This window comes from Bacteroidota bacterium (genome assembly GCA_039111535.1).
Classification (GTDB): Bacteria; Bacteroidota; Rhodothermia; order Rhodothermales; family JAHQVL01; genus JBCCIM01.
Window position 1 is genome coordinate 1 of record JBCCIM010000077.1, and the last position, 26,563, is coordinate 26,563.

Here is a 26,563-nt window from a genome sequence, read left to right on the forward strand (position 1 = left end):
CGCCAATCAATGCCGGCACGGCCAGCCTCGACCACTCCGTATTGATTGCCGTACCTGGCTTACGAATCAGCGCGTCCAAAGAATATCTGCCTGCACCTACGGCAGCAAATACAACAAACAGCCAGACGTAGTGCTGGGCAATATGGATATGCACAAGCGGTAACACTTCGTGATAGCCAAAAGCGGCAACCCCCATCGTAAAGGCAAGCATGATTCCGGACAAGCGTGTAACCAAACCAAGAACCAGCAAAAGCCCAAATCCGAATTCAGTAAAACAAGCTACCCAGGCAAAGAACGTTGGAAAGGGAAATCCGATGGTTGTCACCTGATCGACCATCCATTCAGGAAGCGGGATTTTATCCAGGCCGGCAGACATGATGGTGAAGCCGGCGTAAATCCGGGCGAGTAGCAAGCCGAGGTTGGCAGCAATGCTTTCGATCTCAGGTTGTTGGAAAAGGAAGGTGTTGAGTTTTGTGCGGAAGTCGGTCATAATGAAAAAGGAAGGATGATTAATTCACTCGCTTCCATTATCCGACTGTAATGTATGTTTGGCGGCTCAATCCATTAAATGAGGGGTCTCAGAACCCGGCTTCCACCTTTTGAGCCTATTAAGCCGGTATGTATCCGGATGCCCGACATTATGCACAGTCGCTTTTTAACCCAATGCTCCCTAAAGCACTCCATCAAACGGGCAGCTCAACCAATTTCCCGCTCGGGAGGGGTGGTCATAACAAACCCATGATCGGGGTGTGTACGCACATTCCGAATGCGAACGCAAACGGTGTCCAGCGCCCCACCCATCCCATGTTATCCCGGACTTGATCCCATAGGCGTTAAGAACGGGCGAGGTAAATACTATTTTTTATATGTTTAAGTCTCTTATTGGACAGTCATTCCTGAATCAAGTTCAGGACAGGCACTCAACTTGATTGTGGATCCATACAGCGATACCATCAGCTTCAGTTGCCTTTTCCGTCCTCTGGATACCGGATCAAGTCCGGCATGACGTGGCTTTTTATAACATAAAACGTGCTGATCGAAACAAGCTTGGTTATTAAATATCAACTATATGAGTACGCTGTTCTCGACGCCTATGGGACTTGATCCGGGATCCAGTGCGATTGACTGTGCATGCGAGACACTGCAAAGCATTATGCCTCCCAGATCCTTCGCGCGACTCAGGTTGACATCGATGGAGGTGAAAGGACTACTCCATTTGCGAACATGTTGGGGGTGACGCCTTCGATTTGCTTGAAGACACGATTGAATGTCGCTTTTGAATTGAACCCGCATTCAAGTGCTAAACCAAACAGCGTCAGTTCTTTAGCCTGACCAGCCCTTACAGCTTGCTTAAAAGCTTCAACGCGATAGGTATTGACAAAGCCTCTGAAGTTTTTACCGTCACCGGCGTTAATGACCATGGACACCATTTCCCGTGACTGATCCATCGCTTTGGCGACCGTACCCAGGCTGAGGTTAGGATCAAGGTAGGCTTGATTGCTCTCCATCCATGTGGTAAGCCGTTTTAGCTCGGATGCAATTTCCTGGTCAGCCATCTTGCCTTCATTCTTTGCATCTCCCAGGTTGGCAGTCAGCGGTGGGCGGGCTGACATGTAGCCGGCAATAGAAATGTAATAGGTTGTAATGGCTACCATTGTCGCAGTAAACCACGATTGGATGTAGTCGAAGTCGAACAATACAGATTCGATAATTCGCAGCAAACATGTTATAAAAACAGTGAGCAAAACGACCCACAAAAAACGCTTTATCCAGGGGTACAAATGAGCTTCAGGGTTCGCATATTCTGCTTCAATCCAGCGTTGATATTGGCGATATTGCTGAATGGTTACCCATAGGTACACACACAAGGACAACAGCGTGAGCAATTGATAAATTGGATTGATGATCGGCAGGTCTACCGCATCCATCCAGTGAAAAACAAAGTCGCGCCCTTGCACAAAAATCGCGATATGGTAGACCGCATAAACGACAAACGGGAAAAAATGCCATAGGCTTTGTTTGGTAAGCCTGAAGCCTCGGTTTGTATGCGCAATCACAAACAGATAAAGCAGTGGTCCAATTAGCAACCCTGGATTGAGTGGCAAGAATAGCCACTCGTTCCAAAGAACATGGATATCCAGGAGACCGAGGAGAATCGGCAGCAAGACCAGGCAACCGCAAAACAGCAGCATTGCCAGCAAGTAATCTGACAACCGTTCCTCCCGGGCTCCACGTACAACAAGTAGCACTGCAAACAGCATCCCCTGAAAAAGCCCCAGGGTGAGCGGCACGAAAAACAACAGGTACACGTTCTCGATCATAAACTCAGCACAGTCTATTCTTCTTCAAAAAGATTTACTTTTTCCCCTGCCATGTTCTCATCAATGGTGATCAACAGTTTATCTGAAAGCAGCCGGCCCTCTGAATACACCTTTGTGCCTACAGGCCAGTTTTCTGCCCGTTCACCACTTGCCTTTAGCGTAAAGCCGTATCCAAAGGAACGTGCGCGAGGCCCTTCAACTCGTAACGCCATACGCTTGCGAGAATTATTTACGAGTACAAATTTTACATACGACACTTCAGCTTTGCCCAAGTCCTCAAACTCATCCACAGACACAACATTCGCCATATCATTCCTGTTCTTTATTGCAGCAGGCGCACTTGAATACACTACTGTGCCTGTCTGGGAAACGTTGGTCACCAGTTCGTTGACGTCACCAAGTTTTACGGTACCATGCGATGATATTGCCACGTCAGCATAGTCTGTGGTCAGGTTCGTTGCATCAATACTTCCAGTTTTTGTACGTACCTGGATACGGTCTGATTGCCCATACAGGGTCACATCCCCAACGCCGGCGTTTATTTGCAGGCGAGGTCCTTCGATGTTTTCGATGACAACATCACTATATCCACTGGTTTCCAATTTTGTTGTTAGCGGTGTGCCAATATGGATGACGACCCGCTGCGATGGTTCAATCCAGCGATCCTGCGTGATACGCAATTTGCCTCCCCGAACGTTGGTCCCGATATGGGGCAATACATTTTCGTCTCCTTCAATTCGGAAAGAGGGGGTTTCTCCATTGACGATCGTCACATCAGCTGAGAAATCAATCAAAACGGACGAGAACGTTGGTAGCGGGCGGATTTGTTCTACAATTTCACCATTCCCATTGACAGGTTTCTGAGCATTTGCAGTTGAAATTACCGTAACGGCCAGAAAAGCCAGTGTCGCAATTCGTTTCAATACATACATTGTGTTTACCTCTGGTTAGTCAAAATACGTAAGCAACCAGCCGGCTGCAGTTTCTGACCCTAACTACGGTAATTTACATACGCGCGACGCCTCGATACATGCATTGATGCATCTCAAAGTGTGTTAACCACGTTTTGATACCCTTTATCGGCCGTCCACCGTTTGTTCTACACCGCATTCACCCAAAGTACAACAAGATCAAGTGCCCAAAAAGAAGCGTTCCTTGGATTTTGAGGTAGCGCCGAGCCGTTCATAGAAACGAATAGCACCCGTATTAAACGCCGGTGTTTGCCACTGTATCAACGTGCACCCCATTTTCCGGGCTTCAGTGACAAGTTGGGATACCAGTTGTTTTCCCAGCCCCAGGTTTCGTGCGCGTTGATCGATATAGAGGCAATCCATATAGACATAAGTGCCAGCATCCCAAGTAGCATATTGCTGCATGTATGACAAGAAGCCGACCAGCTTCCCTTTTTGCTCAGCTACCAGGCAAAAAAGTTTGGGCGGGTCGCAAAAGAGCCCTTCAGCCAGTAGTGCTGCTTTGCCGGCCGGGTCGTACGGTGCCTTTTCGTAAGCCGCGTGATCCGCACACAACGCAACCAATGCTGACAGGTCGGTCTGTTCGACAAAACGAATAGTGATCTCATCACGCATACCATCACCTCAAAAATCGATACGTTGCTTTCAATAGAAAAATACGCTGTGGCCGGTTATCGCGGATGGTACGCTGTAGTCCACGCAATACGGGGTCTGCTGGATCACCAAACTGGACGAGGTCCTGCGACCAGACCAGAAATAATTCAGAGCCTTGCCGGTACTCCCACCGAAGCACCAAATTCGAGCGCCATTGCACAAATGCAAAATCAGGTTTGAAAAAACTGTAGTCGGGTATGCCATCCAGATTTTCATCAACGGATAGCTGAGCGTCGGCGTCTTGTAATTGAGCATCAGACAGCGCGGCAAATCGATCAGCAAACTCAAACGCCTGGGCATCCGTAATGAATTTATACCGCCCGTAATTGCCTCTGGAAATAAACGGTTGCCCCCAATACTGGATGCTAAGATTTGGTGACAAAATATAATCTACGCGCGCCGGCAAACTTAAAGTATGCTGACGGATGGTGCCGTTGATATAGCGTGGCGTATCTCCGCTCAAAACCGTTGCAACGTACTGCAGTTGGTCTTTGTTGAAGCTGTAATTTGGCGATAGCGTAAATTGGATGGCATTCGTCGGCTGATACGTTAGCGCAGCGCTCAGGGCATGTATGCGGAAGGCGCCATCAGTGGCCCATTCGCCGGCGTGGTTCAGGGTAAGGCGCAGTTTTTTGCGGCTGTCCGAAATCAACCCGTTGCGATAACTCGCCGATGGTGAGATCCGCAGCCGTGGGCCACCCCTCAAGGCAGCATTTGAGAACTGATGTGGCGTATAGGTAAACCCGCCGTTTATCCACCAGTTGTTTTTGAGATTCACCCAACCATTCACATTGAGGCGCACGGTATTCAGGTTACCGCCAAAATCAAATACCGTCACGTTGGCGTGGTTAATCGTAAACTGACGGACGCGCTCACGTGGCCTGGTTGTTCGGTAGCTCACCCAGTTGTATTGCCTCAGGTCATCTGCCCGGCGCTGAAAGCCCAAATCATTGAGCTCCAGGCCCGGCGTGTGCCATGCAATGCCTGACTCAAACCGCCAATTCCCGGCAGCATTGCCCAGTTGTACGTTGCCTCCTGTGCCTGACAGTGAAGTCTTGCTCTCATCAAACGAGAGATGATCAGCATCTACCCGGTTAAAGAGGTGCTGAATGGATTGCTGGGTTGCAGAGATCGCCGCTTCACTGCCTTCAACGTAGCTAAAAACAAAATTGCCATTGAGATACCAGGCTTTGTTTTGCCACTGGTGCCCCAAATCAATCCCACCAGTGTATGCTGCCCGGTGCAGGAAATCAACATCACGGGCAAGCTGGCGGTTGGTTGCGGTGAAAATCCCGCCAATTAAGGAGTTTCGATTGTTAAAGTCTTTCTGCAGCCGGCCGACAAAGTAATTGGTTAACGGTTCAACCGTCTGCCGGCGATTCCCTTCAAGTCCAGCAATGTTCGCTACTTCACTGGCCGTGGTGCTGTTGAGGGCACCAACAGACCACCCGTCCTCTGTTTTACCACTAAACTTCGCGGCACCAAGGATGGTGGTCACGTCTGGCTGGCTGGAGAACTCTCCCATTTGTGTCTGCGCAACCCCTTGGGGCCCGCGTCCAATACGGCGGGAGTAGAACAGGTTGTCAAACCCAAAAGTGTTGCCCGACTGCGAAGTGGAAAATTTATAGTCGAAGATATTTTTGCTTTCGATGAAAAACGGACGCTGCTCGGGGAAAAATATCTGAAACCCATCGAGCGCAATGGCCGAAGGATCCGCTTCCACCTGTCCAAAATCCGGATTCACTGTCAGGTCCAGCGTGAGGTCGTTTGTGATGCCAATTTTAGCATCCAGGCCAGCTGATAATTCGCTGTCTTGTCCATCACGAAATGGATTCCCGCCTTCCTCATCATAGCGTGTCAGAGACGACACCGTATACGGCTGCACTTCCCAATGTCGTTGCTGTACAAGGTTGTTCAGCCCATGTAACTCCCCAAAAGCGCTCACCCATCCGGGTGCATTGCGCGGGGAGCGCTGCCAGACCGACCGCTCTTCTTCCCTGAAATAGCGCCGGGTTGACTGAATCCCCCAAACCGGCCGGCTTTCCGTGCCAAACCGCAGTTGGCTAAAAGGAATCTGAATTTCAGCCGTCCATCCTTCGGCGGTCTGCTGCGTCCTCGCGGTCCAGACAGGATTCCAGGTTGGATCCCACAGCATCCCATCATTGGTAATGAACTCTTCACCGCGAACGCCCGCCGCAGTAATCGTGAAAGAGGCTGCGGTGCGCTGGTCCCCGTTACTATCGATGTTTATTTCCACCCAGTCCCCGTCAAACACATCGCGACGTGACAGCCGGCGCACCACTCCTTCCGGATCTTTGTCCAGGCATTTGAAAGCCACATAGAGATTCCGATCATCGTAGATGATTTTCATCTGCGTCTGTTCAGTTGGGGCTGTGTTTTCTTCCGGACTCCACTCAATGTAGTCCCCACTCCACGGTACCAATGCCCAGACATCATCCCCAAGCATCCCATCAATGGCCGGCGATGGGGCTTCGCCCGTATGCCGCGTTGTGTACACCCGCTTCTCAACCACTTCCTGCCCATGCACCTCGCCAGCTATAAGAAGGGAAATCATCAGCATAAAAACTGGTGTAATTGCGCGTCGCTTGATCATAATCATAAAGCATCCTCCAAATAGCGATCAAAGCATGGGGTTTCCGGATGCTGCAGCACGTGTTTTATCCAGGCTTTTCTTTCATGGAAAATGACTTCCAACTCCCACACGCAGACAAGACCGTCATGCTTGGGTTGATGCAAAACCTCTGCTGGCACCTCATTAGCGACAAACCAGGTACTGCGCTGAATCATTTCACCCCCTGTCCACCAGTTCAACAATATCCACACCCCTTCTCGCGCTTCATGGATGATGAGAAAAGCATGTTTGTAAACCGGCAAGCCCGATTCTCCAGGTATACGCAACCAAGTCGGCAAATAAGCGATCACCTGATCCCGGATGGCGGCAGCCGAAAACTGTGCCTTGTTGGTGATCGTGTAGACTTTTACTTGCCAGCCGGCAATTTCCAGCACCCTGTAAAAGTCAATTTCCCGGTCGCGGTACGCTTCAAACATGATCACCTCCCAGGTACTTTTCATCGATGATATCCAAGTGCCACAGATCGTGTCCGGGTACGATAAATGCGGCGGCACGGGCCGACATGGGGTAGTTACTGGAAATCCCAATCCGCGCCAGGTCGTCGTCTGACAGGCTACCCAGGAGTGCCACGGAAGCTGTTCGAGTGGCCTCAAATTCACGCAACAGATTCCCAATAGACTTACTGTCTGCACGCGATGTCGGCACATAGCCATCCTGGTCATAGTTGGAGAGTGGCGTTTTGTCTGCGCGAGCAATTCGAAATGCGCGATACATAAAGATCCGCTCAGTATCAATCAGGTGTTGCAAGACCTCTTTTATGCTCCATTTGCCAGTTGCATATCGGAAGGTGTGTTGCGCTTCTGGTATCCCGGAAAAGTAGCTGATTACACGATCTTGGCCTTGTGTATAAGCGTCTAACAGGGCAACATCTGGTGACAGCTTGTCAAGATAGCGGCTGTAATAAGGGTTGTACTCTTCGGTATCGATGGTTTTTCGTTGCATGGATAAACAGGGTTGCTATTGCGGATCAAGTGTGAGGAACCGTCAAAAAATAGCAGCAGAGCCGGCCCCCTGCATAGTCCGGTTTTTAATTGTCTAAGGCACCGGTCTTGCATCTGTCCAGGAATTCAAATTGATTGTCTCCGTCCGATTACAGGAATAGCCGGTATTTCAGCCGGTACAAATTTTTTCGAAGAAATTTCTTAGCTGATAGTCCGGTATGCCACCCTATAAAACGTTGATTCCTATTGACCGCAGCACGGGTACACCGCTCTATCAACAGATTACAAGCGGATTCATTCGCAGCATCAGCGCCGGCGTGCTCGGCCCCGGACTCAAATTACCGGGCACTCGGAAGCTCGCTGAAATGTTAAGTGTCCATCGCCGCACCGTGATTGCCGCCTACGAAGAAATGGAGTCCCAGGGATGGATTGAGGTCCGGTCAAGTCGGGGATGTTTTGTGAATGGACATCTGCCAGTGGTTGACGTCCATGAAGGTGCGGCAAAAGCACACAAGGATGCGCATTTTGCGCTGTATGGTAAATATGAAAACCTGTCCGACGAAACCCCATACTCAAAAGGGATAGCAACCCAGCGCATAGACGACGGATACCCGGATGTGACGCTGGCCCCACGCAAAGCCCTGGCAAAAAATTTCTCGTTTGTGATGAACAGCGGCATGGGGGTCTCACTCATGAATTACACCCAGTCTTACCGGGGCGACATCGCGCTTCGACAAGCACTGTGTACGTATCTACGAGAAACGCGGGGTATCGCGGCCAACCTCGACAACATCCTGATCACACGGGGCAGCCTGATGGCTTTCTATCTCCTCTTTCAGGCATTGCTCAAGCCAGGCGACCGGGTCATTGTAGGTGTGCCGGGATTTGATGAAGGCTATAATACCATCCGGGTAGCCGGCGGCGAGTTAGTGCCGGTACCCGTTGACGAAGAAGGCATGGACATCGACGCCGTGCATGCCATTTGCAAATCCAAAACCATACGGGCAGTCTACATTATCCCGCACCACCACTACCCCACTACGGTCTCCCTTAGCGCTTCGCGGCGGATGCAGTTGCTTGCGCTTGCCGAGCGATACAACTTTGCCATCATCGAAGACGACTACGACTACGACTTTCACTACGCAAGCTCACCCATACTGCCTATTGCAAGTGCAGACTACGCCGGCGTTGTAGCTTACGTGGGGTCATTAAGCAAAATTGTTGCCCCCAGCCTGCGGATTGGCTTTCTCGTTGCGCCAACTAATCTTGTGGATGAAGTGTCAACCCTGAGCCAGTACCTCGACAGCTTCGGCAATACCGCGCTGGAACGGGCTGTGGCGATGTTGTTTGAACAGGGTGAAATAAGCCGGCACTTGCGCAAGGCGCTGCAGGTGTACCGCGAGCGACGGGATCACTTCTGCCAGCTTCTGCAAAAAGAAATGGGCAGCATAGTGACCTTTGATGTACCTGAAGGTGGACTGGCAACGTGGATCAAATTCAACGCAAAAAAACCAGTAACAGCCATCATCACCTCAGCTGCAGCGGCAGGACTCCAAATGCCGGGATCTCACTTTGCAAATGTAGAAAATGCACCAATTAATGCCATACGAATGGGCTTCGCATCGAAGAAGTCAGAGGATGTTGCCAGGGTGATAGACATCTTAAAGGGATGCATCCACTAACGCGAAAGCGGCCTATCGCATACAGGATCAAGCTTTCTCAAACACCAGCATACGGTAACTGACCCAGCCTTTTTTCAGGCATGTTTGCAACGCATCCCCCCCATCTAGGCTTCGGAGGTAGGTGGGATTGAGCGCAGTTATACCGGGCAGGATAAACAGGGCTTTGATGAAGTAATCCCTGGGCCGGCCAAGGTTTAGGTAGGATGTCAGGTTGTTGTTCTCCACAAGACTTAAATGAGCACCTCGCGCAAACTGCTCAATGGCTTCAACGGTATGCAGGCTGCCTAAACGCCAGCCTTCGCGGAAGCGTGCTACGTCGCGACGCATCGCATCAGATTCTGACACATCTGTTTCCAGCATATCGTCAATCAGCACAAGCCGGCCGCCCTGCGACAGCGTAGCTGCAGCCTCTCGGAAATAACCCGCCGCATCTGCCGCGTGCACAAATGCTTCAATGGAATACGCCAGGTTTACAGGGGGCACAGAGGGCAGGTTCAAAAAATCTGCCTCGATGAACGCGCACTGCGCCGCCAACCCATTTTCCCGAGCAAGGGTTTCAGCCGTTGCAATCTGGGTTGGACTTACCGAGATACCAGTGGCTTTGCAGGGCTGTTGCGCATGCCGACACAAATAGAACAGGCTACTCCCCACGCCACAGCCAAGATCCAGCAGATGCACTGGATTGGCTTCTTGCCGGTTTACTTGCTCGAGAAGCAACTGGTGGACATAATGAAAAGCCGCAGCCTTCGTCCCTACACCCGGGCCCCATACTTCCCGGTGGATGACAGCCTCACGCGTCCCGCCACCCCACCGCAAAAAGCGGCGGGTGTTGTGCTCGTAGAAGTCCTTTACGCTTTTGGTGTGGGACATTTAGATTGCGAACACCGAACAAGGAATGTCGAATATCGAAGGCTTAGCCATGCGACACTCGACATTCGGTATTTTTACCCTGCTGCTTCGCCGGCGCGGACGATGGCTGTGAAGTCCGGGGCTTTCAGGCTGGCGCCGCCAATCAGGCCGCCATTCACGTCTGGCTTGGAAACGAGATCTGCAGCGTTGCCTGGCTTCATGCTACCGCCGTAGAGGATGGCGATGTCGCTGCTGTGCGCGCCAAACTTGTCATTGAGCAGGCCGCGGATAAATCCGTGAATATCCTGCGCTTGCTCGGGCGATGCGGTTTTGCCCGTGCCAATGGCCCACACAGGCTCATAAGCAATCACAATGTCTTTACCGCTGTTGATGGACACGCCATCGAGGCAACCCATAATCTGGGTACGAACAACAGCCTCTTCGTTGCCACTTTCCCGTTCTTCAAGGGATTCGCCGACGCATACAATCGGCACCAGGCCGGCTGCAAGCGCCTTGTGCACCTTTGCGTTTACGCCTGCATCGGTCTCACCGAAGTACTGACGACGTTCTGAGTGACCAAGGATGACATATTTACATCCGATAGCCGTTAGCATGCCTGCAGCAATTTCACCCGTATACGCGCCACCGTCAGCTGCGTGCATGTTTTGCGCGCCAAGGGCTACGCTGCTTCCGTTTCCGAGGGCGCCGGCCACAACGCCGAGATTAACAAAAGGCGGGCACACGGCTACATCGATGGTGGTCGTACCAACCGCTTCTACTACGCTTTCAATCAACGACTGTGCAGCCTGCACATCCGTATTCATTTTCCAGTTTCCTGCAATTAACATGTTTAACTAGGGGTTGTCGGTGGACGGATATCAGTGGGTGTCTTGCTATGCTGATACTGCCGTTATTCAGCTATTCTGAAGTATTGGAAAGGACGAGAGCATCCTGGTATGCATTGACACCATTTTGCAGCACGTATTTACCAGCAATCTTTCCTTCCGGATCGATCAGGTACCGCGTTGGCAAGCGGTACACGTTGTATGCTTTGATGATGGACGCGGTTGGGCCATCTTCGAGGTACACGTGCCGGCCTGGCAAATCGCGGCCTTCTGCAAAGGCCTCATTCAAGAGAGAATCAGCCTCGAGAGAGATCGATAAAATCTCAAACCCATCGTCGTTGCCTTCAGCCCGGTAGTACGCACTCCGTGCATTCAGATCCGCTTCAAACTCAGCGCCGGGAATATAAAATTCGAGGATGACATGTTTGCCGGCGAATGCTTCAACGTTTACGGCTTTGCCTTCGCTGTCTACCAGCGAGAATGCCGGCGCTTCCATACCCGGGCGGAGGTTTTCCAGGTCAAAAATGGCCCGGTCAGCCCAGCGAATCCAGCTGCTGTCCGTAGCATACTGCATTTTTAGCTCACGGGCAGCAAGCAGTGCTTTCTCATCTTCGTTGTTATCGCGGTAGGCGATGACCAACTCAGACTGTACAGCAGCAAGAATTTCTTCATCGGTCACTTTTGCTTTCATTTCTTCAAGCAAGGTTGCACCATCTGCCGTACCACTCATTCTGATCTGTGCACGCCGCGCTGCGCCGGCTATGTTCGCGTAATTCACGTTATCAGCTTCGACGGTTTTCGCGCGGGCAACCAGCAGCGAGTCGTTCCAGCCTTCTAGCATCACAACCGACTGCGCAGCACCAAGGCTGGCAGCCAGTGTGCCGGGACTGGAATCCTGGAGTCCCCATAAGATTTCAGCAGTCTGCTTTACTTTGTTGGCATAAACTTGCTGATCGGTGACGCCATCGCGCGAAAACGCATTCATTTCATTGTTGTGTAGTGCAACCGTGTTTTTGAAGCCCAACAGTGCAGCATTTTCATTGGAGCGGATCATGATTGGCCGGCGGCCAAACGGAAATTCCACTTTCATTGTAGCGGAGTCGTTGTTGGCAATTGCGATTTCACTCACCCGCAAAATGGATCCTTCTCGCGAAATGACCAAAGAATAGATGTTGCTTTTAGGGACTGTTATATCCAGGTCGAATTTACCATCCGTATCCGTTGAGGTGTAGGCCAACGTATCAAGCCCTTCCTCTGTACGGTCGGCAACGAGAATACCAAAACCACTGAAGTCAGCCGTGGAATCGATGTCTGCACTCAGCGTAATTTCGCCTGCGAGATGACTTTGCACCTCTCCCTGCAACTGTTCAGCACCAGCATTTTGTCCGCACCCAAGCAGAAGGCCGGCAAAAAAGACTGCACACAGCGATGTTTTTAATACTTCACCCAGCGGGTATCGGGTGGTTTTTGTTTTACTCATCATTGGTGGTACGTATGGTTTATGGCTATTACTTGGTGGCCTCGATTTGCTCGAGGATCATTTGCCGCACCAGTTTGGGATCAGGAGAACCCGGGAAGGTTTTCATAACCTGCCCAATGAAGTATCCTATAAGACCGGCTTTTCCGCCCCGGAATGCGGCAAGCTGCCCGGGGTTATCAGCAAGTACTTGCTGCACAACAGGCAGCAAGGCGCCAGTATCAGATACCTGCAGGAGGTTGTGGGAAGCAGCAAGGGCTTCGGGCGCCTCGGCATCTTCCAGCATCAAATCAAACAGGGTTTGCGCCCCACTCGAACTGATTTTATTGTCCAGCCTGAGGTCAACCAGGCCGGCCATGTTCTCCGGTGTGATGGGAAAATCTACAATCGACAAGTGTTGCTCGTTTAATACACGCAGCACGCTTGTCATCACTATGTTTGAAATCGTTTTGGCTGCAGTTGCCTGATCTGCATCAGGTTTTTTGGCAGCATAAGCCTTCAGGGTTGCTTCGAAATAGTCTGCTGTGGGCCGCTCTTCGGTGAGCACCTCAGCGTCGTATCGGGGCAATCCCAACGATTCTGTGTACTGTTTAATGCGGGCAGCCGGCATCATAGGCAGGCCGGCGCGGATTTCTTCCAGCTGCGTTTCCTCAACAACCAGTGGCACCAAATCAGGATCCGGGAAATAGCGGTAATCATGCGCTAGCTCTTTAGACCGCATCGTCCGCGTCTTCTGGGCATCAACATCCCACAGCAGGGTTTCCTGCACCACTTCACCACCCGACTCAATCAATGCAATCTGGCGCTTGATTTCATAGGCAATCGCGCGCTCGACATTCCGGAAGGAGTTCATGTTCTTGACCTCCGTCTTCGTCCCAAAGGCCTCCTGCCCAACCGGGCGTACAGACACGTTGGCATCGCAGCGCAATGATCCTTCTTCCATGTTGCCATCACAAATTCCCAGATACCGCACAAACTGACGTATGCGCTGCATGTAGAGGTATGCTTCGTGCGGCGTACGAATATCAGGCTCGCTAACAATTTCGATGAGGGGGACGCCACAGCGGTTGTAATCCATCAGCGTGTCCAGGGGGTCCTGGTCATGGATGGATTTGCCGGCATCTTCCTCCATATGAATGCGCGTAATTCCGATGCGCTTCAGGCCGGCTTCTGGCTCCTGGTCATCCAGTATTTCCAAAAAGCCATCTGCACAGATTGGCGTTTCGAATTGGGAAATCTGATACCCCTTGGGGAGATCCGGGTAAAAGTAGTGTTTGCGAGCAAATACAGACCGTGGCGCAATGGTGCAATTGGTTACCAGGCCCATTTTGATGGAATAGTCGATGACGCGGGCATTGGCGACAGGCAATGTACCGGGATGTCCAAGGCTTACCTGATCGACATGCTGGTTGGGGCCGGCACCAAAAGTTGCTGAATCGGGACTAAATGCCTTCGAAGCCGTTTGAAGCTGACAGTGGACCTCAAGTCCAATTACGGGCTCGTATTTTACGGTAGACATCTTAACTTCTGTCCCGGATTCTTACTTTTATTGGGTATTACAGATGCTTGCTTTGCGGCGCAGCGCTTCCCTTCAACGCATATTTGGTGCAGGGTTTCCCCGGAGGGCCCAGCGTTTTGCCCTGTTTCCAGCTTTTGCCCTCTTACTGGCGTTTTCTGGTTGCAATCCTGCGCCTTTCAAACCCGACTTTGGCGATGCCTACGAGATCATCACCAACGACGTCCCTGGTGCCCCCGATAAACCACCGCGCCTTTTGGGCGACTGGTTGCTCATCATGGTTGCCTACTCCGGTGGATGTCAGGACCACGCATTCGATGTAGAATCTGTGGTCCGACAGGATACGGCGCACGTTTGGGTGAACCACCAAAACAATGGCGATAATTGCGAGGCCTATGTGGTGGATGAATTGAGCCTCGAATTACCAACCGGGGTGCTCACGTCTCGGGTTATTGCCATGCACGATCCGGCCGGCGATCCCCCGCACCTCCTAAAATGGCCCTAGCGTCAGTTTGACAAGCCAAACTTCTTTAGAATCTGTACTGCATGATCTTTGACTTTCGGCCGCTTGATCACGTGCTTAACCACACCCTCTTCGTCTATCAAAAAGGTTGTACGCTTCACGCCGACAACTATTTTACCGTAGAGGTTCTTTTCACCCCACGTGCCATAGGCCGTCATGATGGTTTTATCCGGATCTGCCAGCAAGGGAAACGGAAGCTTGTATTCTGCGACAAACTTCTGGTGTTTCTCATCTCCATCCGGCGACACACCAACAACGGCTACGCCGGCATCCTGTAACATTTTATAGCCATCACGCAGGCTGCAAGCCTGTTCTGTACATCCAGGCGTAAAATCTTCAGGATAGAAATACAGGGCCACTTTTTGGCCTTTCAATGAAGCAAGGGATAATTTATCACCAGCAGGGGTTTTTCCTTCAAATGCGGGAGCCTGAGCGCCGGGCTCTGGCATAGCTGCACCAGCCATATATCTTTAAAAATTTTTTGTCTGAGGGATTGAAGGGACAAAAATAGCGATCTGCGGACTGTGCTTTTATCAATTGTTCATGGATCCGATATCGTTGAGCGCCCAATTGTATTTCCGATAGCGCACCTTGTAACCGTCGGCTTGCATGTAAGCAGCGGCTTCACCCTCATAGTACGGCGCAAGGAACTGCTGCAGCGTACGGTTTTCACTTGTAAAGTCTGATTTGAACCACTTGAATATGCGCGACAGATAGAGGGTTCGCTTTTCGGTATCCACCCGATTTTTGGTCTCGTCAAAAAGAAACGCGCGGGCCTGATCATCGAGTTGGGCATCGAGCCGGCTTGCTACATACGCTTCCCGGCGCAAAGGCGGACAGCTTACCGCAGCACAAACCAGCGCAAAGTGAATACGGGGCTCATCAAACTGTTTGCGGATAATTTTATGCTCAATGTCGTCCAGCGAAAGCTTTTTGCCGGCAATGGTAGCAATTGAGTACTCAAACGGACTATTCAGTTTGGGTACAGCAAGCGCCAGTCCCTTGATGCGTAGCGGCGTAATCTCCTTGATACTTTTGACGGGATACCGATCTACGATGAGTTTCAATGTGTACGCGTTGTAGGCATTAAGCCAAAACGCCAGGGCTTCGTTCTCGCTTAGTTGCGCTGGATCTGCTTGTTCGAGCACTGCTATGTAGTGCTGCAAGCCTTCACCTGCCTTGATCGCAGCGTAGTCCACTTCGCCGGCAGCATTCACGTGTTGCGCCAGAAGTGCGTCAAACAAGGTGTGATCAATGTGGTACGTCGTCGAATCTGCCCAGGTGTCAGGTTCAGCCAGCGGATGTACCCGACCTGTGAAAAAGCTTAGCGACAGGTGAATCAGAATAAGAGAAAATTTCAGCACTGCATACATGTTAACTTATCCGTGATGGCTAATTGGAATGATCTATCGAAACCCTTAATAGGTTAGCTGATTATGTGCCTTGTTACGGTACATCAACTCAGAAGAAGTCACAGATCAATAAAATTTCCATCACGCGTTTTACTCGTTCTGGCCCTTAAGGCTGCCTTTGGGCTTCCCAATTCCCAGATCCATCCGTGGATAACGTAACCGAGCAGCCCGGATTACCGCTGCAGCTGTTCATTGCATTATTCCAGCTCTGCATGTTTTGAATGGATTGCATTTGCATTTGCGCAGACATGGCAATCATTGGAATGACGTAGTCTTCCACCCAAACAGCAAAAAACAGCCCTAGCCGATCTACAGCCTGCTGTGGTGGCAAGGCACCGTCTACCCGCATATCTTCATCCGGGCCAGCGGATGCCTGCAACCATTTCACAGCCGGAATTGCATAGCCACCCAGGGCAATAAACACCTGTTCAGGTGCAACAAAACCGTGTACGCTGCTGATCAAAGTGCTCGTTTGGGAATCCGTGCCGTATACCACGAGCGCTATGCCCCGCGCAGGTGCGCCATGCAATTCACCCGTTACCATGACTACATGGGCTGCAGCTTCCGGATGTGCATCCAGGACTTTCATGGCAGAAGGATTACAAAGCGTCGAGGCTACCACACGAACACCTTGCATACCCGCTTGCCTATAAGCAGTCATTGCAGCTGATTTTACATCTTGCTCATTGACGCTGATGAGCCAAACTTCTGCGCCTTTAAACGCCGGGTTATCAGGCACCAGTCGCTCTGTCATTTGAGGAACTGCCGCCTCGGCTGCCGACCAATACGAGAGGGTCCTGTTGCCATAGTCATCTACCGTGGCCAGCGCCGGCTGATCTGGTAATTGCGCAGCAGTTGGTTGCGCCTGCGCAATAAGGTCAGAGGTGTAAAAAAAGGCCAAAAAAGTGAGGATAATACGCATACCTAACCCAATAATGGGGAAATTGCTATCAGCTTAAGAGCTTCAGGGTAATCAAGAAAAGCCCTTACACAGTTTAACATAAACAAATTTTAACTTTATTTATTAATCTAAACCTTGCATTTAATCGTACTTTTTTAGGTATATTGAGACCAAGACATAACCAATCCCACCCCCACGATACGATGGTCAACCTGAGCCGCCGAAAATGGTTGCAACTTGCCGGCATGTCTGCCTCCGGACTCGCTGCCGGCATTCCGTTAACCCCCGAATCCCTCTCCGCAACACGGGCTGCTGACGCGCCATCAGAAGCAGGGATGATCCGGCTGAGTTCTAACGAGAACCCATATGGCCCGTCGCAACAGGCACGCACCGCAATGCAAAACGCATTCGAAGAAGCCTGTCGATATCCTTATGCCGGCGCGACCAAAGACCTGACCCGCATTATTGCTGAAAAAGAAGGGGTATCGGAGGACCATGTTTTTGTCGCAAGTGGATCCGGAGAGATACTGGCGATGACGGGGATGGCTTACGGCCTGTCTGGCGGCGAGATGGTTGCGGCCGACCCGACATATCAGGGCCTGGTGCGTTATGCGGAGAAAGTTGGTGCCTACATTCATCGTGTACCACTCAACGACAACATGGTGCACGATCTGGGGTCCATGGAAAGCCGCATTACGCCGGCCGTACGCCTCGTGTTTGTATGCAATCCGAACAACCCCACAGCCACTATCTGCGAACCCGCAGCACTCAAGGATTTCTGTATAGACACCGCCAAAAAATCGCTGGTTTTTCTCGATGAGGCGTATATCGAACTCCTCGCAAACCCCCAGGAGCATACTATGGTTGACCTGGTGCGGCAAGGCCACAATGTCATATTATCCAGAACGTTTTCAAAGATTCACGGCCTGGCCGGTATGCGGATAGGCTACGCAATTGCACGTCCGGATATCATCAAACGGATTTCGAATTTCAAAATGGGTATGCCCAACGTACTCGGCCTACGCGCTGCCATTGCCAGCTATCAGGATGAATCGTTTCAGGCCTTTAGCAGAGAGAAAATGGCCGCGGGCCGGCAGTTGGTTTACAAGGCCCTCGATCAGGTGGAATACAAGTACACGCCATCCTACACAAGTTTTGTTTTCTTCCATACCGGTATGCCTATTCAGGACTTTCAGTCGAAGATGAAAGAGCGTTCGATTCTGATTGGTCGGCCTTTCCCGCCATTTTTAGACTGGGCGCGTGTGAGTATCGGCAAAGAAGAAGAAATGCACCTGTTTGCTGATGCCTTGCAAGACCTTGTAAGTACCGGATCTTGACCTGATTTAGCGACCTTTTACTACGAACTACACCACAAAGGATCAGGGTATGGCGGGAGATTTATTCTCAGGCAAGGACCGCCATACCCCAGGTCTTTTCTTATAGATCTCCCGCCTTCTTATATAGCATGAATCCCGCTATACAAAAAACCCTAGGTTTTCTGCTGCTGATATTCATCGGCTTCTTGATGCGACGCAAGGTGCCGGATCGAGAGAAAATGGCGGGGATCAAGGCGCTCATCTTGAGCGTGGCGCTGCCGGCTACCATTTTCATCGCGCTGCTTAAAATTGAACTGACGGCCTCCTTACTCACCCTGCCACTCCTAGCCTTGCTATTGAACGGCGTCTTGTTTGGTAGCACATGGTTCGCGATGCCCTGTTTTGGTGTGTCTCAACACTCGAACGAAGGCCGTACGCTATTGATGCTAATTCCTTCATTGGCGCCTGGCATTTCGTGCTTCCCATTTGTTATCGAATACATGAATGATGAAGCGCTTGCCTGGGCAGCCCTTACTGATCTGGGCAACAAGATCTTTGTGCTCATCCTGCTCTATATCCTCGCGTTGTACTGGTATCAACAACTATATAGGGCAACCACCAGACAAACAGGCAAAGGAAGAGCCCTCATTAAGGCGATGGTTCAGGAGCCGGTAAACCTGGTGTTATTTGCCGGCGTATTGCTGATTCTGTTCGGCTTCAACCTGGGCTCCCTTCCGCTTTTCATACAAGACACACTGCTGCGCCTGAGCAATATGATGACCCCGATGGTGCTGCTCTTTATTGGCATCGCTGTGCTCATCCGTGCTGGCGACCTGCGCCTGATCCTTACAGCATTATCGTGGAAAGCCGGCGTTGCACTCAAAGCCAGTGCGTTACTGCTTTTCCTTTTCCCCACGGCCCCGCATGCGCTGCTCATTGTCATCTTCCCGCTGAGCGCATGCAGTTTTTGGCCCTACGCGCACATGTGCGCCATCAACAAGCTATCCAGTGAAGATGAGCAAACACAGGTCTTTGACCTTAACCTGGCATTATCTACACTAGCCCTGTCTTTACCCCTCTCTACAGTCCTGATCTTGCTGGCCTGTACCTTCGAAACATTCTTTGTAGATCCCCTCAATGCATTTGGCGTTGGCACCGTTTTCATGGCTATCGCATGGGCGCCTTCGTTCTGGCAACGTTTACGTCGTTTCACTGCCTTTCGCGTTATGCAAACCGATACGCGGGTAACCGGGGCTATCTCAAAAAGCCAATAAAGATTCAATTGCCGGCCGCAGTTTGGGTAATGGGGAGTAAATCTCTTGCTCCAGTGCAGTAGAAAACGGGATAGGCATATCCGCTGCACCCACGCGTACAGGGGGTGTGTCGAGGTCAAAGAACGCCTCTTGTGCAATCGTTGCGCTTAGCTCAGCGCCAAAACCGCCTGTGAGCGCCGCCTCGTGTAATACAACAACGCGGTTTGTCTTGGCAACCGATTGCAACACGGTCTCCCGGTCCCAGGGAATGAGCGTACGCAAATCAATAACTTCTATGGAGACGCCTTTGGTTTGCTGGTATGCAGCCTCTTCTTTTGCCCAATGCACCCCAATGCCATAGGTGACAATGGTGAGGTCGCTGCCTTCCACTACTACATTTGCTTTGCCCAGCGGCAACTCAAACGGGTGTGTAGGGACTTCGCCTCGAATCGAGCGATAAAGCTTTTTGTGCTCGAAAAAGAGCACGGGATTCGGGTCGTTAATCGCAGCCTGCAGTAATCCCTTAACATCTGTCGGCGAAGATGGAATGACCACTTTCAAACCGGGCACATGGCAGAACCAGGCTTCCATGGATTGTGAGTGAAATGGGCCGGCGCCTATATGCCCACCAAATGGTGCGCGTATTGTAACCGGCACCGAGGCGCCCCACCGGTAATGGGTTGTGGCGAGGTTGTTTACAATCTGGTTAAATCCGCATGATATGAAGTCAGCATATTGGATTTCTACAACCGGTCGGTGGCCATTTAAAGCCATACCCAGCGCAGCGCCCAGCACCCCACTTTCAATAATTGGCGTATTGCGTACCCTTTCGCGGCCAAACTGCTCCACAAAGCCCTGGGTAACTTTGAAAACACCGCCATATTCTGCAATGTCCTGGCCCATGACTACGATGCGGTCATCAGCTTCCATGGCCTGGCGCAGGGATTCCTGAACGGCATCAACAAAGCGAAGCTCGTGTGTCTCGGCGTGCCCGTTTTTCATCAAGCCTGCTGCCGGCGCAAAAACGGCTGCCTGTTCGCGCTCCGCTGTGCTTTCTACTTCAGGCTGCTGGATGGCATATTCAGCTATTTCCTCTACATGCGCCCGTATTTCTTCACGCAACTGATCAAGTTCATCTTTTACATAAACTTTTTCACGCAACAGCTTGCGTTCCAGCTTATTGATCGGATCCTTCTTACCCCATTTCTCAAACAGGTCTTTAGGCACGTACTTCGTACCCGACGCTTCTTCATGGCCACGCATGCGGAAGGTCTTCATTTCAAGCAGTGTTGGGCCTTCTCCCACCCGAGCGCGAGCTGCTGCTTCCTGCACAGCCTCAATTACGGCGAGCACGTTGTTGCCATCGACCTGCTTGCCGTGCATCCCATATGCCGGCGCTGCAGCGGCAAAGCTCTTCCCTACAAACGCTTCATTGGTCGGTGTAGAGAGGCCATACTGGTTATTTTCGACCACAAAAATTACAGGCAGCTTCCAAACTGCAGCCAAATTGAGGGCTTCATGATAATCACCCTCTCTTGTCGCGCCTTCTCCTACGAGGGCGAGCGCCACCTGGTCGCGGCCATCCAGCATAGCGGAGAGCCCAAGCCCACAGGCTACCGGTAACATGGCTGCAAGATGAGAGATCATCCCCACAATATGCTTTTCAGGGAGTCCAAAATGAAATGTTCTGTCCCGACCGTTGGTGTATCCGCCCGTTCGCCCCATCAACTGGCAAAACAGGCGATCAAGAGGTACGCCGCGGGTTGTCCAAATGCCCAAGTTGCGGTGCATGGGTAGCAAGAAATCATCCTCTCGCAGGCCCAGCACACAGCCGACAGCGATGGCTTCCTGTCCATAACCGCTAAACCATTTCGAAATGCGACTCTGACGAATGAGGCGAAGCATTTTCTCCTCAATCACACGCGGCAATAAGAGCGACTTGTATACGTGCTTAAGATCTACCGCCAACTCCCGGCGCTGTGCTACCTTCGCCATACCAAACCCCAGCTTAATATTTTAATGCCCTCTTCCCAGAATGGCAGTTTTAACTGTTAAAAAGAGGATCTTAAGATCCATACGCAAACTCATGTTTGCAATATAAAACAAGTCGTACTTTACTTTTTGTTTTACGTCTTCCAGGTTGCTGTCGTAATGCCAGGTAACCTGTGCCCAGCCGGTGATGCCAGGCTTAACCCTGCTACGTCGGGTGTAAAGTGGGATTTCTTCAGCTAACTTGTTTACAAAAAACGGACGCTCGGGCCGCGGCCCCACCAGGCTCATCTCCCCTTTCAACACATTCCAAAATTGCGGTACTTCGTCGATCCGTGTTTTACGTAACCATCGACCAATAGCTGTGTAGCGCGGGTCGTTTTCTTTTGCCCACACTGGTCCTGTTTCTGCCTCGGCATCTTCCCGCATGGTTCTGAACTTCAGCATGGTGAATACACGTCCCTGGTATCCCACCCGTTGCTGCCGGTAAATGGCCGGTCCGCGGGAAGAAAGACGTATCAGCAACCCAATAGCCAGCCACAACGGCAAACCGATCGTGAGGACCAGCAACGATACAACAAAATCAATGATCCGTTTAGAACTCTCTTCCCATGCAGCCATGGGCTCTGGCAGCACCTCCACCAGTGGCAACCCATAGATATGCTCCGTACGGGCCATGCCACCTATAACCGAGTAAAAATCAGGGACCAGCTTGAGAGAAACCGATTTGCCGTCACAAAGCCGGAGAATTTCCATGAGTTCACTCTGTTGTCCGGGCTCAAGTGCAATGAGCACATCTTGCACATCCAGCAAATCGATCAATTCTGGCAGCGTTTCGAGGTGACGCAATTCGCCCGTGGGCAACACTTCAATGTCATAATTTGACCCATCCCCGCCGAGCCCTTCTGTACCCCACTGCCCGGCTATGACGGGCTGTCGCGATTCCTGAGACTGACTGATACGCAGTGTGCCAACAACGTTAAGGCCGGCAGCAGGATACTTTGCAACGTCTTGATGCAGCTTCTCCACCCGGTCGCCCCAACCTACAATCAGGGCTTTGTGTGTACCATAACCGCGTATAATCAGCGCTTTCTGGATGGTACGCACCAGAATACGGCCCGTAGCTACGGCGCCATAGACCACCCCGCCGTAGAAAAATATTTCAGCACGCGTTGTCCCGGTTTGCAGGGTATCGATAAAAATAGCGAAGATGAGCACAAGGATGCCGGCTGCTACTACCTTCATCAACGATATTAGCTCATCAAATCGACTCGCAGCATACCGCTCCCGGTACATCCCGAAAAAGAAGAAAACCGTTATCCAGTAAAGCGCCAGCCCGGCAATCACAAAACGAACTTCGGGGTAGGTGTCGGGTTGTTCAAACCATATCCACTCAAACCGGGCCAAATAATACAGATACGAGGCAGCGCAGACTGCAAATAAATCTGCAATCAGCAAAGCGATGAGTTCAGCTTTTCGCGTCACGGATACTGCCTGGAAAGTTCTACAATACAGAAAACACACACAAACGCGCCGGAGCTACGTCGAAGTCTTCTTTTGTGTCGTGTTGTAGCGATTTGCCTATAGCGATGTGGGCTAGGAGTGGGTACCTGATTTGAAAAAGAATATACTATCTGTTCTTTTATGATGTCTCATTAAAAAAGTTTTACAGGCAAATTTGCCTGATTTTTTATCTATACCGGAGATTTAACAAGCAACATGCCATCTTCCGCTGCCAATACTATCAGTTTTCTGGATCGATATCGCGAAATCATAGATGATTGGCCGGCTTTTTTTGATGCCGTACATGCACCGCTCCCCCAAACAATCTGGGCCAACACGCTCAAAACAACGCCCGCGGCACTGGCATCCAGGCTCCCCTTAAAGCCAATCGCCTGGTATCCGGGCGCATTTCGGTTCAACACTCCGGTAAAGGCAGCCACCCTAATGCCGTATCTGGCTGGCCACTACCAGATTCAGGAAGAAGCTGCGTTGCTACCGGCGTTCCTCATGCAACCGAAGCCAGAAGATACCATTCTTGACCTTTGCGCGGCACCCGGCAATAAGACGGTTCAGATGGCAATGATGATGCAATCCAGAGGACTGGTGGTTGCAAATGACAGGAGCAGGCCCCGGCTCGATATTCTTCGCCGATCCATCAACCGGCTTGGGCTCACCAACATCGGCGTGACCGTATACGATGCAACTTCTTACATCGGCGCGCCGGCCAGTTACGATCACATTCTCGCGGATGTCCCGTGTACAGGTGAAGGCACCGTTCGTCGTGCAAAAAACAAAATGCGGGGTATATCCAATAGCCGCCGGCAAAGCCTCCAGAATATCCAGCGCGCCATTCTTAACCGGGCTATAAAGCTATGCAAACCAGGTGGACGAATCGTATACGCAACCTGTACCTTTGCACCCGAAGAAAATGAAGCTGTCGTTCATGCTGCGCTTGAGCATTTTGAGGGCAAAATTGCAATTGTGCCGTGTGCAGCAGACGGCCTCCAAACTACGCCTGGACTTACATCTTGGCAGGGCCAGCAATACCATCCGGACCTGACGCTGACGCATCGCATCTGGCCGCATCACAATGATACAGGCGGATTTTTTGTTGCTGTACTGAAGAAAACAGGTCCGACAACACAGCTAACAACATCACAAGAGGAAGCCACGCAGCCAACCCATCCACTTGCTGCCATTGCCTCTATCTTCGAAACGCGCTTTGGGCTCCCAACCCATGCATTCGACGGTTTAAACCTCCATCCTTTTGGCAAATTCATGGCCATCCGCAGCTTTGAGCGCGTTCCGGCAGGCGCACCGGAATTAATACTTGCCGGCCTCCCGTTTTGCAAACCACCTGACAAACCACAGAAAATGAAAACAGGAGCAAGTATGCGATGGGGTGCGATGGCAACAAAAAATGTGATTACCCTGACGGAAGCGCAAGCGTTTAGATTTGGTGAGTCGCAAGAGATCGGCCTTCAAGAGCGTCAACTGCCTGATGAGGCAACGCAAGGATATGTTATTGCCCGCTATAAAGATATGTATCTGGGACTGGGCTTTTTGCGGACAAACGGCGGCGAGGCCAAATTGGAAAGCTTGTTACCCAAACACTGGGTACACGCCCTGAACAAGCTGTAAACGGTGCAAATTACTCCAGGCGAAAACGGAAGGTAACGGTCCCAACCTGATTTTCCTGCGGTACATTTGGTGGCAGCGGGTTAAAACGCCAGTCCTGCAAAGCTTTCAGCACAGATTGCTCCAGGCGCGGGTTGCCTTTGAGAAGGGGAATTTGCTGAATGATTTCGCCACTTGGATTTACCGTCACCCTGACACGAATCGTCACATTCACTTTGTCTGTATAAACAGGCCGGACAACGCGCACAGGAGTGCGGTTCAAGCCCTCAATCTGGAAAGGTGCAGCTTTATCTTCGTCTGCTGCCTCTCCCTGGTCGCCGGTTTCAGCACCACTATTTCCTTCTACCGCGCCACTGCCCAAAGGCTTGATGGTTTTTGGCTGCTCTACTTCCTCTTCATCAATTTGCTCTTCTTCCTCCGGCTCCTCCGGTTTAATTGCCTCAACTTCTGTTTCTGGCGCAGAAATCGGAGGCTCTTCTGTAGCAAGTTCGGGCACGTCTGGCAAATCTACTGGTTTAGAGATTTCAGGATCTGCCGGCGCCGGCGGTTCTTCGATTTCAGGCTCAGGTTCAGGCTGCTTCTGCTCTACCTGTTCTTGCTGGTCAGGTGCCTCTTGCACAGGCCGTCCTTCTGAAAAAGTCCCAAAATCTACCTGGATAAAGCCAATACGGTCGGACACCTTCGGCTCTTGTTTGATCACAAGAAAAAGCAGGAGCAGCAGCGCGTGTATAAACAAGCTGCTTACCATCCCTATCATGTCACTACGCGTCATCGAACTCTTTTTGCTAAATCCTTTGGTTTGGGTATAACGCTACCGGGGCTAAAATAGTGCCTGAACGGTTCATTTCCTCATGATACAAACATTTTTGAGGTTAGACACCTCCTTTCACTGAAGGTTTTCAAGTATCCAGGCACAAGTTTCCCGAAGAAGCCTCCCGCCAGCATACTCCTCACTCAAAACTCCTCACTCCAAACTCCTCACTCCAAACTCCTCACTCAAAAAAGTCCAGCCACTTTCTCCGTTGTTGGCTGCCAAACAATACCCCTTTCTGTAATGATCGCTGCGATGTTGGCTGCTGGCGTAACATCGAAGGCAGGATTATAGACGCTGATGTTATCAGGCGCGGTCTGCCGGCCAAATCCGTGGGTCACTTCCTGCTCACTACGCTGTTCAATTTCAATGTCTTTACCAGAGGCAACCTGCAGATCGATTGTCGAGCAAGGTGCCGAAACGTAAAAGGGAATGTCATGCGCCTTAGCCAAGACGGAAAGTGCATACGTACCAATTTTGTTTGCCGCGTCTCCATTGGCAGCAATACGGTCTGCCCCAACAATAATGGCATCAACCATCCCCTGCTGCATCGCGTGGCCGGCCATGGAATCGGTGATCAAGGTGGTTGGCACCCCCATTTTTTGTAATTCCCACGCAGTGATGCGGCTTCCTTGCAATAACGGTCTTGTTTCGTTGACAATCGCCTCCAGGTGCACACCACGTGCTGTGGACATAAGCAAAGGAGCCAGCGCCGTACCGTACCCCGAGGTGGCAACACCGCCCGCATGGCAGTGCGTCATGACCCGCATCCCTTCCTGCAACACCTCCAATCCATACAGGCCAAGCTGCTCCCCTGCGGCGAGGTCCTCTTCATGGATACGTTTTGCCGCAGCCAGCAACGCAACATATAACGCCTCAGCATCTCCATCAAATCCGGTTGCAACAGCCCGCATTTTGTCGAGTGCCCAAAACAGGTTTACTGCTGTGGGCCGGGTTGTTGCAAGGTAATTGGCGGATTCAAGGGCGTGGGCAACCGGGTTATCAGCCCGCTCATTTAAAGACAAGATTACACCATATGCCGCGGCGATCCCAATCGCTGGCGCCCCGCGCACAGAAAGCCGCTTGATTGCTGCGCCCATCTCTGCAGGTGTTTTGATTTGTAACCAGGTTTCAGCTGTTGGCAACTGCGTCTGGTCGAGCATATCCACGCAACGTGCTGCGTCATTCCATCGAAGCGGAGGGATCATGGAGGCGTTTTCGGGTTTTCGGGTTTTCGGGTTTTCGGGTTTTCGGGTTTTCGGGTTTTCGGGTTTTCGGGTTTTCGGGTTTTCGGGTTTTCGGGTTTTC

General features: G+C 51.3%; 23 protein-coding genes. 5 read left to right on the plus strand and 18 right to left on the minus strand.

The features are described 5' to 3' along the window. From AAF564_13140 to AAF564_13170, 7 genes are all read right to left on the minus strand, one after another. Window positions 1-490 (minus strand): DoxX family protein (locus tag AAF564_13140; GenBank protein ID MEM8486489.1); only part of this gene is annotated, 490 nt, incomplete at its 3' end. Window positions 491-1,178: 688 nt separating this feature from the next. Then, window positions 1,179-2,321, minus strand: coding sequence for a helix-turn-helix domain-containing protein (locus tag AAF564_13145; protein ID MEM8486490.1), 1,143 nt, complete (start codon window positions 2,319-2,321; stop codon window positions 1,179-1,181). A gap of 14 nt (window positions 2,322-2,335) precedes the next feature. Next, on the minus strand, window positions 2,336-3,253 hold the full coding sequence (locus tag AAF564_13150; protein MEM8486491.1) for a DUF2807 domain-containing protein: 918 nt from the start codon (window positions 3,251-3,253) through the stop codon (window positions 2,336-2,338). A gap of 198 nt (window positions 3,254-3,451) precedes the next feature. Next, window positions 3,452-3,907, minus strand: coding sequence for a GNAT family N-acetyltransferase (locus tag AAF564_13155; GenBank protein MEM8486492.1), 456 nt, complete (start codon window positions 3,905-3,907; stop codon window positions 3,452-3,454). 4 nt (window positions 3,908-3,911) lie between these two features. Beyond that, complete coding sequence (locus tag AAF564_13160) at window positions 3,912-6,566, minus strand: DUF5916 domain-containing protein (GenBank protein ID MEM8486493.1); 2,655 nt, start codon at window positions 6,564-6,566, stop codon at window positions 3,912-3,914. Next, the gene (locus AAF564_13165) at window positions 6,563-7,039 is read right to left on the minus strand and encodes a hypothetical protein (protein MEM8486494.1); all 477 of its coding nucleotides are present in this window, start codon (window positions 7,037-7,039) and stop codon (window positions 6,563-6,565) included. The genes AAF564_13160 and AAF564_13165 overlap by 4 nt, the downstream gene beginning before the upstream one ends. After that, window positions 7,008-7,541 (minus strand): DinB family protein, encoded by a 534-nt coding sequence (locus AAF564_13170; GenBank protein MEM8486495.1) that lies wholly within the window; start codon window positions 7,539-7,541, stop codon window positions 7,008-7,010. The genes AAF564_13165 and AAF564_13170 overlap by 32 nt, the downstream gene beginning before the upstream one ends. A 217-nt stretch (window positions 7,542-7,758) precedes the next feature. Here AAF564_13170 and AAF564_13175 point away from each other — a divergent pair, with 217 nt between their 5' ends. Then, on the plus strand, window positions 7,759-9,222 hold the full coding sequence (locus AAF564_13175) for a PLP-dependent aminotransferase family protein (protein MEM8486496.1): 1,464 nt from the start codon (window positions 7,759-7,761) through the stop codon (window positions 9,220-9,222). Between the two features lie 27 nt (window positions 9,223-9,249). Here AAF564_13175 and AAF564_13180 read toward each other — a convergent pair whose 3' ends face one another. From AAF564_13180 to gatB, 4 genes are all read right to left on the minus strand, one after another. Then, window positions 9,250-10,092: a methyltransferase domain-containing protein gene (locus AAF564_13180; protein MEM8486497.1), complete on the minus strand. Its 843-nt coding sequence runs from the start codon at window positions 10,090-10,092 to the stop codon at window positions 9,250-9,252. Between the two features lie 74 nt (window positions 10,093-10,166). Beyond that, window positions 10,167-10,919, minus strand: coding sequence for a triose-phosphate isomerase (tpiA, locus tag AAF564_13185; GenBank protein ID MEM8486498.1), 753 nt, complete (start codon window positions 10,917-10,919; stop codon window positions 10,167-10,169). Between the two features lie 70 nt (window positions 10,920-10,989). Further along, entirely contained in the window at window positions 10,990-12,399 is a 1,410-nt protein-coding gene (locus AAF564_13190) for a TlpA disulfide reductase family protein (GenBank protein ID MEM8486499.1), read from the minus strand. A 25-nt stretch (window positions 12,400-12,424) separates the two neighbouring features. After that, complete coding sequence (gene gatB / locus AAF564_13195) at window positions 12,425-13,912, minus strand: Asp-tRNA(Asn)/Glu-tRNA(Gln) amidotransferase subunit GatB (GenBank protein ID MEM8486500.1); 1,488 nt, start codon at window positions 13,910-13,912, stop codon at window positions 12,425-12,427. Window positions 13,913-13,955: 43 nt separating this feature from the next. Here gatB and AAF564_13200 point away from each other — a divergent pair, with 43 nt between their 5' ends. Next, on the plus strand, window positions 13,956-14,414 hold the full coding sequence (locus AAF564_13200; protein ID MEM8486501.1) for a hypothetical protein: 459 nt from the start codon (window positions 13,956-13,958) through the stop codon (window positions 14,412-14,414). Between the two features lie 2 nt (window positions 14,415-14,416). On the opposite strand, the gene bcp is transcribed toward AAF564_13200, so the two are convergent. The 3 genes from bcp to AAF564_13215 form a co-directional block, all read right to left on the minus strand. Then, window positions 14,417-14,896, minus strand: a complete 480-nt coding sequence (bcp, locus tag AAF564_13205) for a thioredoxin-dependent thiol peroxidase (protein ID MEM8486502.1) — start codon at window positions 14,894-14,896, stop codon at window positions 14,417-14,419. Between the two features lie 69 nt (window positions 14,897-14,965). Then, window positions 14,966-15,805, minus strand: coding sequence for a DUF547 domain-containing protein (locus AAF564_13210; protein MEM8486503.1), 840 nt, complete (start codon window positions 15,803-15,805; stop codon window positions 14,966-14,968). Between the two features lie 145 nt (window positions 15,806-15,950). Continuing rightward, complete coding sequence (locus AAF564_13215; protein ID MEM8486504.1) at window positions 15,951-16,766, minus strand: hypothetical protein; 816 nt, start codon at window positions 16,764-16,766, stop codon at window positions 15,951-15,953. Window positions 16,767-16,948: 182 nt separating this feature from the next. Between AAF564_13215 and AAF564_13220 the strand changes: the two genes are divergently transcribed. Beyond that, window positions 16,949-18,082: an aminotransferase class I/II-fold pyridoxal phosphate-dependent enzyme gene (locus tag AAF564_13220; GenBank protein MEM8486505.1), complete on the plus strand. Its 1,134-nt coding sequence runs from the start codon at window positions 16,949-16,951 to the stop codon at window positions 18,080-18,082. Between the two features lie 188 nt (window positions 18,083-18,270). Continuing rightward, entirely contained in the window at window positions 18,271-19,335 is a 1,065-nt protein-coding gene (locus tag AAF564_13225) for a permease (GenBank protein ID MEM8486506.1), read from the plus strand. On the opposite strand, the gene AAF564_13230 is transcribed toward AAF564_13225, so the two are convergent. Together AAF564_13230 and AAF564_13235 are read right to left on the minus strand one after the other, a co-directional pair. Then, entirely contained in the window at window positions 19,321-21,309 is a 1,989-nt protein-coding gene (locus tag AAF564_13230; protein ID MEM8486507.1) for a dehydrogenase E1 component subunit alpha/beta, read from the minus strand. The genes AAF564_13225 and AAF564_13230 overlap by 15 nt on opposite strands. 21 nt (window positions 21,310-21,330) lie before the next feature. Continuing rightward, entirely contained in the window at window positions 21,331-22,788 is a 1,458-nt protein-coding gene (locus AAF564_13235) for a sugar transferase (GenBank protein MEM8486508.1), read from the minus strand. 234 nt (window positions 22,789-23,022) lie between these two features. On the opposite strand from AAF564_13235, the gene AAF564_13240 reads away from it, so the two are divergent. After that, a complete protein-coding gene (locus AAF564_13240; GenBank protein MEM8486509.1) occupies window positions 23,023-24,447 on the plus strand; it encodes an RsmB/NOP family class I SAM-dependent RNA methyltransferase in 1,425 nt (474 codons plus the stop codon). A gap of 10 nt (window positions 24,448-24,457) precedes the next feature. Here the strand turns inward: AAF564_13240 and AAF564_13245 are convergent, their stop codons facing one another. Together AAF564_13245 and mtnA are read right to left on the minus strand one after the other, a co-directional pair. Beyond that, window positions 24,458-25,216, minus strand: coding sequence for a TonB family protein (locus AAF564_13245; GenBank protein MEM8486510.1), 759 nt, complete (start codon window positions 25,214-25,216; stop codon window positions 24,458-24,460). Between the two features lie 224 nt (window positions 25,217-25,440). Next, a partial coding sequence (gene mtnA, locus AAF564_13250) for an S-methyl-5-thioribose-1-phosphate isomerase (GenBank protein MEM8486511.1) occupies window positions 25,441-26,563 on the minus strand: 1,123 nt, incomplete at its 5' end.